Consider the following 11,619-nt stretch of genomic DNA (forward strand, 5'->3'; position numbering starts at 1 on the left):
GAGCAAGGGTTCTGTTTTGAGTTACCCTGAAACAGCTGAATTTGGCTATTGGGTCAGATTGGAAGATGATCCATGTGCCATACGGTTGAGATTACTGAGGTGTCACGGATTCAGGTTGATATCTATCTGCATAAAACATAAAGTAAATAAATCAGGCGTGCTGTTTAGTACATGTTTTCAGTTTTAGGAAAATTAAATCGGAGATGTATTGGCGGGAATAGCAAAGAGGGGCGGCGAACCCCTCTTTTTTTTGTTAAATGAATGATTTTAATCCGTCAACTTAATCAGTTTTGTAAAATAATTCAGTCCGTCATAATTAATATCACTTCTTCCATAAGCATCTAAGAATATATCCCTGTATTTATCAGTCTTCAAGTTATAATTTAGTGTCCATAATCCCCAATAGATATCGTAATGTCTGTCGCCTACTCCACCATATCCTAAATCAATAAAACCTTTGAATGAAAAGTTATCCATTATGATATTAGGTAAGCAGTAATCACCGTGTATTATCACATTATCGATAGCTGAATAGTTGTACTCACTCATAATACTAAGGTCTATTCCCTTAAGATGTGCTTCATTCAACAATTCATTAGTTCTATTGCCATATGGACAGCCCTCGGTAGGTAGTGAGTGCAACATTTTTAGATATTCGCCAAACACACATGCCAATTTACTAGGATTCTCAATGTGTGGCACTGCCGTTCCATCTTCACCACTTACTGCTTCTGTAAATAAATAATCATAATCTAACTCTGATTCATAGGCTATGGCATTCGGTGCAAGTTTATGTTTATGTAAAAATTTTGTCATTTTGTATTCACGTTCAAGCGAACCTCTTTTGCTTATCTTAAGAAAAGCACGTTCTGTACCCGAAATCAAAAGTGTCTTTGCATTTTCGGAACAACTACTATCATAAATTGTGGCCCCCTTTATATACTGCCTAATGGTTAGTGGTATGGTCTCAATATCAAAGGAGACTTCCGTTCGTTTCATATCATTCCCACTCCTCGTACAATTCCTTAGTAAATCTTAACATAAAGTTTAATGGAATAAACAGGAAGGTATTCTAAGATAAAGAGAGAAAAGTAGTGTAATGAAGTTTAGATAGCCTAGCCTAGAGGTGAAGGTATTAACATGGTTACTTCGGAAATCGACGTTGTTAATGAAATACTGGGAGAGTGACGAGAGATGAACAGTGGAGAAAGGTTTTCGAACCGGGTCGATTCATATTTGAAGTATCGCCCGAGCTATCCGATAGAGGCTATTGATTATTTGTACGACTTCGTCGGTTTGCGTTCGAACAGTAAAATAGCAGACATCGGTTCCGGTACAGGGATCTTTTCAAAGCTACTTCTGGAACGCGGAAGCTATGTGACCGCGGTCGAGCCGAATCAGGCAATGCGGGTAGCCGCCGAGCAAATGTTAGAAAGCAATTCGAACTTTCAGACTATATCAGGTTCTGCAGAATCTACTGGATTACCTGATCAGTCGGTTGAGTTTATTGTCTGCGCACAAGCGTTTCACTGGTTTGATCGCTTAGCAGCGCAAACCGAGTTCCGTAGAATTCTACAGCCGGGTGGGAGAGTAATACTAATCTGGAATTCCCGTCTTACTAAAGGTACTTCATTTCGTGAAGAGTACGATCAACTGCTTCATCCTTACGGAACCGACTACGAAACAGTCAATCATAAAAATATTTCGCAGACGATGCTTCTCTCTTTTTTCAAGGAAGGTACGATGCATGAAGAGCGATTCAGAATGAGTCAGGAGTTCGATTTCGAGGGCTTGAGAGGCCGGTTGCTATCATCTTCCTACAGCCCTGTACCCGGGCATCCGAATTACAATCCGATGATGACGGAACTGCAAAATCTATTTGATAGGAATAATCAGGATGGTATTGTTCTATTCGATTATGAAACTGAGATATTTTGGGGAGAAGTATAGATCAAGCTTCGATTATAGAGAATCATTTAGTGGGGGCTATGCGTAAATAGAACGAAACTAGAGCAAACATCAATCTGTGGACACAATTTTAATTTGTTTTCACACGTCTATTCGACACATGTGGAGTGTTGCTCACTGTTGGTCAGGAAAGACAAATGGTTGAGATGTGTTGGCGGAAATAGTAAAGGAGGCGGTCACGCTTTCCAGTGTTGTTGCTATTGTGCCATCTTTCTGCGATATGCTTCTTCAAGAATTTGTTTTAAACCTTCGGTCCTTTTAATAATAAACGTTTCCCAAAATATCTTCCCTTTTTCTCTTAATTCATTTATCAGTATAGCTTCCTTCTTCAAATTTTCCCCAACATTCATCTTCGGTAAGTTTATCCCACCCCATATAATCTGCATAAATACGATTCTCTAATGGAATGTTTGAACCCATAGACCTCGTTTTGACATGTTCGGGGCAAATCGGCTACCGATTGTAGATTTGAGCAAATATTCTCTAGACGATCAAGATTATTTATTACAAGACCAACTTCCACAAATTGTTACCAATCAATTTGCGGACAGTAGTTCCGATGCTGTATTGCCTTACAGAGTTGTCATAATCAAATTAAACGAAAGTCATTATAAGCTTGTTATGCCGATGCTGCATAGTATATTCGATCGGATGAGCGACGATATCATTCGTCAGCGGGTTAAACGATATTACGAATCTTATTTGAAGGGCCATAGCGTGATTCAGTCCGCTAATCACTTAGAATCGTACATGAATCAGATTAATTTGGGTCCCCAATCGATAACTGATCAGCAACTAGTGGACTCGTTTAAATTATTGGACTTTGAAGCCTATGAAGTGGACATGAGAAGAATGATAGAGCGTGTACAAGAGAACAAAATCGAAATTTGCAATCTTGTATTCAACTATCCGATTCGAGGGAATGGATATATGGATGCATGGCAGACTGCTCTGGATATGTTGGGAGTTTTTGTGAAGGATTATTTGAAATTGACACAAATACCACTTTATATTTATAATTATGGAAGATTTTACATGGGAAGGAGCTTTGGCGACATTATAGGTGAATTTGTTGATCTGATACCTATACCATATAATCCTCGTAATTTCGAAACGGCGGCCATGGTTAAACAGTCTTTGCAGAAAGCTGCCGATCATAATATCCATTTTAAGAATTTGCGGTTGAACCCCGAGATCTCAGCGAAGTTTCCAATGGCTTCAGAAATCATTGGGAGAAGCGTAAACCGAATTCAATTTAACTATGTAGGTAAAATCGAACAAGAAAGTGCGAACCTATTGTTGCGTGGAAATAGAAAAAAAGTTGTCGAGACGATGCCACCTTATATTCACTTTCAGATTATGCATACGGACGATTCGTTAATCGTTTCAATCCGTAATTGCCCTATGTTTACTTTTGTTCAGGAATTAGAAGAACTATTGAATCCATTTTAAGACCTATTCACGACTGTTACTTTCCTACGATAGGGGATTGTTGTCCCCTATCGAATTTATTGTAGAAAGAAGCGGATAGACTAATGGCGATTTTACAGAAAAAAAGGCTTGTTTGGGTCTTGCTGATCATTTTAGTTGTGTTAACTTTACCTGCTGTGTGGCAACGGCTTCAGATCGAACAAGCGGCCAAAAACGTTGAAATTGTAATGGACTACAATGATATCGAAGAAATAGGCAGTATTAGCAAGAATCCAGAGGAATACATACAGGATCAACTGGCGACGTTGAAAGAGTCAGGGATAAATTCAATAGCCGTTTATGAGAGTAGTTTATTCAGATTGGAGCTTGGGCAGAAAATAAGAGTCATCACCCCTGCTGAAATAATTACATTCGAAAACAAGGTTTCATTAGATCCTAGCTATACCTATTTGGTCTTTAAAGACGAACGTTCAAAGCAAGTGTATGAGCCTCTCATCCGTGAATCCTTTATGACCTATGGAATCGAGGTTGCTCTATGGCAATTGGACGATGAATCTGGTTTGCGCATAGATGCGGGTTATTATGATGCGAAAAACAAGCCGCTTGATCCCGACCCACTAATCCTAGAACTGGTCAAAGAGGCCGGATTCAATATCATCGCTCGAATATCAAATACTTACAAACCATTTGATATCGAGAATATTGAACGAAGACTGGTGAAATTTCAACAATATGGTGCCGAAACGGTCATTTTTGATGGCAACGAGGTAACTGGCTTTGCTAGTGTAGCGATCATAACATGATAGATCAAATGGCGGAATTAATGAATAACTATCAAATAGGATACGTTGATATCGAAGACATTATTGCCCCGCGACCTCAACTAGGAAGTAGAGAATTGGCGGAAAAGACAAACTATAGAATAGTTAGGGCTATGACTGTAAGCAAGGCAGAGATTATGAAATTGGTAGATAATCAAACTGCGTTCAGACTCCAAAGCCAAATTAATAAGTTTAAAGAGCGTTTTTTGTTAGGGATCAAGGATCGGAATATTCGGTTGGTTTATCTTCATACGGGATATACATTCGATACATCCTCCAAACAGTACCTTACTCCTATGGAGGCAATTTACGATATATTTAGAGGTGAAGAAGGTACAATTAAAAGAATGCGAGAACTCGGCTTCTCACTAGGGGCTGCATCCCCATTTCATGTGTCTGATAATTTTGTTGGGGCAGGTTTAAGCAAAGTATCTGCTGTGCTTGGAAGTCTTGTTCTAATGTTCTTATTGGCAGAAGTTTTTATTATGCTACGATTATGGTCCATTATTTTCGTTACTGCTGTAGGTACAATTGCTTTCTATCTGCTATCACCAATTGTATTTGCACAGGCTATGGCTTTAGGGAGTGGTGTATCGGCAGCAAGTTTGGCGGCAATTGTTGTAATTGATGGGATCGCGAGAATGAAAGCCGGACGTTCTTCGGCGAGCCTTTTTGTACAATCGATTGGATGGTTCATGTTTGGCGTAATCATTGCATTTAGCGGTATACTCTTAAACATCACATTACTCAGTCATGTGTCATTTATGCTCGCTATGAATACATATCGTGGAGTCAGCGTGTTGCATCTTTTGCCGATTGTCATTGTTGGTCTTTACATTTTATTTTTGCAGCAAGAAAACATTAAGAGATTTCTATTAAATATTCTCTTATATAAGTTAAACGTCATTACTGTCGTTGCAGGAATGATAGTTGCTTTAGTTGTCCTTTATTATTTGTCAAGAACGGGGAATGCTGGAGAAGCGAGTTCGCTAGAGATGACCGTGAGGAACATTCTTGAAAAAGTCTTGATAGCAAGACCGCGCATTAAGGAACTTCTAATCGCACATCCGCTTTTTTTAATCGGAATCTTTTTCTCATTGCGCTATAAACAGGTATTTATATATACGAAATATTTACTTGTATTCGGCGCTCTAGGCTACCTTTCCATTATTGATTCCTTTGCGCATATCCACACGTATATCTTGATTTCCTTGTTAAGAACGATTAATGGTATCGTGATTGGGACGATAATAGGATTTGTCGCTATCTTGCTCATCCAGTACAGTTTACGATGGATCAATCCTTATATAAATAGGATCAAAATGAATTGAAATCAGTAATTAACGAGACGATCCAGCATATGCCCAATTTGCCGACCTCACCAAAGCCATCTTCTTTTTGGAGGTTACTAAAGCATTCTTATCGATATTGGTATTTATATGCCAGCATGCTTATTTTGATTATACTGGGAATATTTTTGGACCTTTTCATAGTATGGATGATGCACCACGTCCTGGACGTTCTAGCTCAAGGAAAGGGTCCGGAACAAGTCAAACAGTATGTTATTTTTAATATGGTTGTAGTGGTTGGGACCATTCTGGTTAGTTATTTTACAGCTTACCTACAGTCGATTTCGATTAGTAAGGTAAAGAATGATATAAGGAATTTATTATAAACTTCCTAGAGTTGTTATTGCAAGAGCTGTTTTGAAAGATGCACCAATACTTTTCTTGGATTAGGCTACTTCCAACGTAGACTCTGAATCTGAGATTGCTGTTAAGGAAGCGTTGGATCGAATGATGAAGGACAGAACGACATATGTAATAGCACATCGAAACTCTACGATCCAAGATGCAGACATTATTCTTGTGTTTGATAGCGGGGGAATAGTGGAAGTGCGGGGTCATGAGGAACTAATTGAACTAAAGGGGCTTTATTATAATTTATATATGAAGCAATTTCATGCCCAGTCCAATGTAGCATAATTCAAATTACATGTTCTGAATCTAGATTTACAGTATGCAAAATAATCCCCTTCATTCATCATGATTAAAGTCGACAAACCCCACCTGCTACTCGCTTTGATTTCATCAGGTGGGGTTTGTGTTGGTGTATTCATCAATGTAACATCTTCTTCAACCAAGTGCACAGCCCGTAGCGTGAATCTGGTGTTAGACAAAGCCTATGGCTTCTTTGATTCAATCAAACTATATTTCATGTTTTTAACAATCATTTATCAACAACCATCCATAAATTAAAAAATAGAATACCCAATATTAAATGAAACATGGGTACAAGAGCCTTCCATAATTTCTTTTCACTTTTATAAAGAATTAAGCATACGATATAGGTCACTGGATAGGTAGTAGATACAAATATAAATGTTTTCATAACAAATTCTAGTAGGAATTTTTCACTCCCTGACCCTTCACCAGCCAAACTCATTATGTTAGCTAATAATATAAATGGATAGATTATTAGTGGTATTCCTTCTAAAACAAATAATATGAATCCAATATTTATTTTCGCTTTTTTCATTATCCACCTTCAAATCACATAGTTTGTGTTACTTTTTTCCACAGATTTCGTCTAACGTTCAGGTATTCACGAACTTGCGTAGCAAGTTGTCACATGTACCTACTACACTGCTACAAGCCACCAACGATTGCTGAGACGATAATCTTGAGTGTATCCCAAGAAAATCTTAGAATCCTTGATTTACGTTCTTGTTCTAATACTTCTGTATAGATTATTAAAATATTTTTAGTCTCTTCGATTGTTGACTCCATTACAGATTTGCCAATAACCATACCTGTATTGCTCAATATAAAGTTAGAAATATAATCTGTTTTATTATCAATGAATTCTGATATTGACCTTGCCCCGAATAGATGGACACAGAGAAAACCTCTATAATAAAAGATGGAGGGATTCACAATGGGACAAGGGAAGAAATACGACAAAGCGTTTAAGGAGCAGGTCGTCCTGCGTATCTTGGCTAAAGAAACAACGGTAGGGGAAACATGCCAAGGAGATTGGCGTTCACTATACCACGGTAAGGGACTGGATTAAGAGTCATGGGCGTGATGGAGAAAGTGCCTTTCCAGGCAGCAGCAAGTTGAAGCACGAAGATGAAGAAATGCGTAAGCTGCGCAAGCAACTCGCTGATCTATAGGAAGAAAATGAAATCCTAAAAAAGGCGGCAGCCTCTATATATATTTTTTTCATAATGATAACGTACCCTTCGTAGACGGAATAACATCGCCTGTTATCCTAATTGCTATCTTCAACGCATCGCCGAATGCCACGAAAATTGCCTCATTTATATGGTGTGTATTTCTGCCGTATTCCAAATTGATGTGCATGGTTATCCCGCTATTATGCGCTACAGCGAGAAAAAACTCTTCGGTTAATTCGGTTTCAAACTCGCCTGCTCGTGTTGACGGCATTTCCACGTTAAACACTAAAAAAGAGCGATTGGATATACTCAAATCCACTAATGCTAAGCTCTCATCCATAGGTATACGCGAACTACCATAACGGTTTATGCCTTTTTTATCCCCTATAGCCTTTTTGATTGCTTGCCCCAAGCATATTCCAATGTCCTCAACCGTGTGATGCCCATCTATCTCTAAATCACCTTTGCAATCCACATTTAGTTTTATTCCTGCCCTAAAAGCAAAAAGCGTGAGCATATGGTTAAAGAATCCAATTCCCGTGTTGATGTTGCCTTCACTGTATTCATCGAGATTAAGCTCCAGTTTAATTTCTGTTTCTTTTGTTTTTCTGTTAATTAATGCCTCTCGCACCATAACAAACTCCCTTCTTAACTGAGGTGTTGCCTTTTGGTATTGCTAGCCGAATGAATTCGATTAAGACCACATCCTTTATCACTTTACTTCTCTAATATATTACCGCAATAAAGTGATAGTGTAAAGGTATGTAAGTCGGATACAAATCCAAAAAAAACGAATAAGGCTTGCTGCCTTCGTTTCAGGTATGGATATTTTAAAAGACATCAGGATTGTGAGCGGACTCCAACCACAAACTTACTCAGGTCCAGCTTTACTAAGCGTTTTGACAAAAACGTATCTTTTTGTACCTAGCCAATAGGCTACTGGGACGGGATATTATCTGAGAAAAAAAGAGCCCTTGCGTAGCAAGGGCTCTTCGTCTTGGTGGAGAGAGATCTCTTATGCTGAAATGACGCTACATCGTTGTTGATTGTCATGCAATAAGCATTATCCCAACTCCGGTTGATCAACAAACTGCAGCTCTAAGCTTTCTGTTCCGTCAATGTCAAATACGATGATTTCATTGTTGCCTTGGCGTAGAAGCGGTGCAGGAATGTAAAGGGTATGCTGTGGACCAGCTTTCCAATATCGACCTATATTGAATCCATTCACGTACACAACCCCTTTAGACCATCCTTCCAACTTCAAGAATGTATCAGCAGGAGCATTTTCAATGTGTAATTCTGCACGATAAAATGCTGGACCATTTGTTGTTGTTTTCTCTATCGCAGCAAAGTCTAAAGGTTTCAAGTCGTCAAGTGGCAATGTCCAAACCGTCCATCCATAGAGGAATTGATTGCCGTGACGAACGCCCTCGGTAATACCTTTACGATCAGCTAGAAATGGTCCGTAGTTGATACGTCCCATATTCTCAACTAAAATTCGTAGACGTGCGCCACCAATTGGCACTTCAAAATGCACCTTTTTACTGGAATCCCATCTCTCGATGATTCCTTTAAATTCATCATTCAAAAATATGAGTGCTCGGTCGTGGCAATCTTGAATAATGAGTTCTTTTTCTTCACGTGGTCCTGTAATAAATGTTTCATATAGGATAAATCCGTTATTTTGTCCGTTACGCTCCATTGGTTCTGGTGTGACAGATTTTACTGGTTCAGACAATTGGTGCAACTGATTAAACAAGACTGCATGGCTAGCAGCAATCACAGTTCCATAGGCTTGCTTAGGCAAAGCTTTAGGAACTTCCATCTCAGGAAGATCTGTATATTTCGCTATAATATCGCGTATTGCAAAGTATTTCTCAGTAGGATCGCCAGCCTCATTCAATGGTGCGTTATAATCATAGCTTGTAACCGTAGGCTCATAATGATCTCGTTCTAAGCCATTCGCTCCGCTAGTGAAACCAAAATTAGTGCCGCCATGGAACATATAAAAATTCACAGAGGCCCCTAAAGAAAGCATTTCCTCAAATACTTGAGCCACTTCATCACCATTACGAACATGATGTTCTTCACCCCAGTGATCAAACCAACCATTCCAGTATTCCATACACATAAGCGGGCCTTGTGGTTGATATCGACGAAGCATCTCGAAAGATTCTTTTGCTCTTGAACCGAAATTCGCAGTTTCTAGAACATTTGGAACCATTCCGCCTTGAAGCATACTATTCTCTGGTCCATCAGAAGTGAATAATAATACGTCAATGCCACGACTTATCATCGCTTGCTCTAAATATTGTAGATATTCTGTATCGTTGCCATAGCTTCCATATTCATTCTCTACTTGCATAGCAATAATAGGGCCGCCATTTGTGGAAAGTAATGGTTTCAGTCTTGGCAATAGTTCATCGTAATAGGCGTCCACTTTTTCAAGATATGGGCGGTTCATACAACGAAGTTGTATCTCTCGATCTGCAAGCAGCCATGCAGGTAATCCACCGAATTCCCATTCCGCGCAAATATAAGGACTCGGGCGTACGATGACATGCAAATCTAGTTCGCCTGCTAATCGAATAAAGCCTTCAACATCTGCCATACCTTCAAAGTTAAACTTGCCAGGTGCAGGTTCATGGAAATTCCATGGAATATAAGTTTCTACTGTATTAAAGCCGCATGCCTTTAGTTTTAATAAACGATCATACCAATATTCAGGCACGACTCTAAAGTAATGGATAGCTCCGGAAATCAAGCGAATAGGCTTGTCATCGAAAATAAATTGATCATTTTGTACAGTTAACACAGTCATCTATGTGACCTCCAATTCTAAGTGGTGCGCGCTTCGTAGTGATACTTCTCATTTTATGCGGAAAGAATGATCAAACAAATGGACAAAAGCAGGTATTATTTGACCTTTTGTTCAGAGGGCGTTACGCTATAATTAGATGCTTGAAATATTGAACGAAAGGAGGTCCATGTAAAATGGATATTAATTATTCACTCCCTAACCTAACGAGTACGCTGCAGATTATCGGTTGTCATGTAGGGAATTTTCATCCTAATTGGTATTATCCACGACATCATCATAATCTCTTTGAACTATTGCATTGTAAAAATGGAGAGATAAGGCAAACGATAGGTGACCATGTTTTTACGTTTAGCAGCGGGGATTGGATATTAATAAAGTCCGGAATGTTGCATGCTTCTGAGAATAACTCAACATCCGTTTATCGTTTCTTTAATTTTCATTTCGATCTGGATGACCCGATTATTCGTGCACGATTATGCAAAACGGATTATGTGATCATTAAGGCAGAAGAGGCAGCTCAACTATCGTTGCTGTCACATGTTAACGCGATTGAAAATGCTCTTTCACACAATAATCGGATAGATGCCGTTGAGGACGACAAAGCGCTTAATCGCCTGATTATCCAATCTCATACTATAGGCATCATTAGTGAATTTATAAAGTACAGCGAAAAAGCGACTAGTCCGATTCTGATGAGTGATGATAATATGCATAATGCCTCCGTATTTGAAACTGAGCTAGCCCATGAGATTGAAGACAAACTACGGAAGGGAAATAATGGAAAAATAGCTGAAATTGCCGCCTCATTAGGGATTAGTCGCGGACGCTGCACGCATATATTTACTAAGGTTTATGGGCAATCGCCGCGACAGTATATGAGTAAAATTGTGCTTAATCAGGCGAAGCATTTGCTTGTGCATTCGACCTATACGATGGAAGAACTGGCTGAACAGCTTGGATTTCAGTCTGCAAGCCACTTTTCTAGACAATTCCGTCGGTGGACAGGCATGCCGCCTAGTGCATTTCGACCGAAATTTGTTCGTTCTCAAAGCAATGAGGACGGGTAATCTCTATTGTTAATTTTGTGTGCTCCTATTCGCTTGAATCTCTATAAATGCATGTTCTACTTGATTCATCCATTCCTCGGTAGTCATTTTTCCAGTCATAATCGGTGTTATAGCTGTTTTGAACAATTGATTTCTTATATTCTCTTTGGAATACTTAGGAATAACTTCCCACTCTTGTGTTATGGCAGTTGTACCTTCATATGCGCTGGACATTTCATCCTGAATTACGAAAGTACCATCACATAAAAATATAAAAAAGTGCCCCGATCTTTGGTAGAATGGTGTTTGCGAAGACAACATCACCCAAAGAGAGGAGCAACCATAAGATGAAGT

The 11,619-nt window shown here is 39.1% G+C and carries 13 protein-coding genes; 7 read left to right on the forward strand and 6 right to left on the reverse strand.

Annotation, left to right across the window (positions count from 1 at the left end; all coding sequences use genetic code 11):
• Positions 1-267 precede the first annotated feature (267 nt).
• Complete coding sequence (locus AC1TPC_RS26465; protein ID WP_482069714.1) at positions 268-999, reverse strand: aminoglycoside 3'-phosphotransferase; 732 nt, start codon at positions 997-999, stop codon at positions 268-270.
• A gap of 195 nt (positions 1,000-1,194) precedes the next feature.
• Between AC1TPC_RS26465 and AC1TPC_RS26470 the strand changes: the two genes are divergently transcribed.
• Positions 1,195-1,950: a class I SAM-dependent methyltransferase gene (locus tag AC1TPC_RS26470; RefSeq protein WP_482069715.1), complete on the forward strand. Its 756-nt coding sequence runs from the start codon at positions 1,195-1,197 to the stop codon at positions 1,948-1,950.
• A 215-nt stretch (positions 1,951-2,165) separates the two neighbouring features.
• Here the strand turns inward: AC1TPC_RS26470 and AC1TPC_RS26475 are convergent, their stop codons facing one another.
• Positions 2,166-2,354, reverse strand: coding sequence for a hypothetical protein (locus AC1TPC_RS26475; RefSeq protein ID WP_482069716.1), 189 nt, complete (start codon positions 2,352-2,354; stop codon positions 2,166-2,168).
• Positions 2,355-2,403: 49 nt separating this feature from the next.
• Between AC1TPC_RS26475 and AC1TPC_RS26480 the strand changes: the two genes are divergently transcribed.
• The 3 genes from AC1TPC_RS26480 (at position 2,404) to AC1TPC_RS26490 (ending at position 5,551) form a co-directional block, all read left to right on the forward strand.
• On the forward strand, positions 2,404-3,420 hold the full coding sequence (locus AC1TPC_RS26480) for a hypothetical protein (protein ID WP_482069717.1): 1,017 nt from the start codon (positions 2,404-2,406) through the stop codon (positions 3,418-3,420).
• 83 nt (positions 3,421-3,503) lie between these two features.
• A complete protein-coding gene (locus AC1TPC_RS26485) occupies positions 3,504-4,202 on the forward strand; it encodes a DUF5693 family protein (protein ID WP_482069718.1) in 699 nt (232 codons plus the stop codon).
• A gap of 20 nt (positions 4,203-4,222) precedes the next feature.
• Positions 4,223-5,551 (forward strand): DUF5693 family protein, encoded by a 1,329-nt coding sequence (locus tag AC1TPC_RS26490; RefSeq protein WP_482069719.1) that lies wholly within the window; start codon positions 4,223-4,225, stop codon positions 5,549-5,551.
• Positions 5,552-6,449: 898 nt separating this feature from the next.
• On the opposite strand, the gene AC1TPC_RS26495 is transcribed toward AC1TPC_RS26490, so the two are convergent.
• Positions 6,450-6,758, reverse strand: a complete 309-nt coding sequence (locus AC1TPC_RS26495; RefSeq protein ID WP_482069720.1) for a hypothetical protein — start codon at positions 6,756-6,758, stop codon at positions 6,450-6,452.
• Positions 6,759-7,157: 399 nt separating this feature from the next.
• On the opposite strand from AC1TPC_RS26495, the gene AC1TPC_RS26500 reads away from it, so the two are divergent.
• Both AC1TPC_RS26500 and AC1TPC_RS26505 read left to right on the forward strand, forming a co-directional pair.
• Positions 7,158-7,292: a hypothetical protein gene (locus tag AC1TPC_RS26500; RefSeq protein ID WP_482069721.1), complete on the forward strand. Its 135-nt coding sequence runs from the start codon at positions 7,158-7,160 to the stop codon at positions 7,290-7,292.
• Positions 7,288-7,395, forward strand: coding sequence for a hypothetical protein (locus AC1TPC_RS26505; RefSeq protein ID WP_482069725.1), 108 nt, complete (start codon positions 7,288-7,290; stop codon positions 7,393-7,395). Before AC1TPC_RS26500 ends, AC1TPC_RS26505 begins: the two co-directional genes overlap by 5 nt.
• Positions 7,396-7,444: 49 nt before the next feature.
• Here the strand turns inward: AC1TPC_RS26505 and hisB are convergent, their stop codons facing one another.
• Positions 7,445-8,029, reverse strand: coding sequence for an imidazoleglycerol-phosphate dehydratase HisB (gene hisB, locus AC1TPC_RS26510; RefSeq protein ID WP_482069726.1), 585 nt, complete (start codon positions 8,027-8,029; stop codon positions 7,445-7,447).
• 432 nt (positions 8,030-8,461) lie between these two features.
• On the reverse strand, positions 8,462-10,219 hold the full coding sequence (locus tag AC1TPC_RS26515; RefSeq protein ID WP_482069722.1) for a glycoside hydrolase family 35 protein: 1,758 nt from the start codon (positions 10,217-10,219) through the stop codon (positions 8,462-8,464).
• Between the two features lie 173 nt (positions 10,220-10,392).
• Here AC1TPC_RS26515 and AC1TPC_RS26520 point away from each other — a divergent pair, with 173 nt between their 5' ends.
• Entirely contained in the window at positions 10,393-11,286 is an 894-nt protein-coding gene (locus tag AC1TPC_RS26520; protein ID WP_482069723.1) for a helix-turn-helix domain-containing protein, read from the forward strand.
• Between the two features lie 9 nt (positions 11,287-11,295).
• On the opposite strand, the gene AC1TPC_RS26525 is transcribed toward AC1TPC_RS26520, so the two are convergent.
• Positions 11,296-11,619: hypothetical protein (locus AC1TPC_RS26525; RefSeq protein WP_482069724.1), on the reverse strand; the 324-nt coding region annotated here is incomplete at its 5' end.

Source organism: Paenibacillus sp. Y280 (assembly GCF_056786335.1).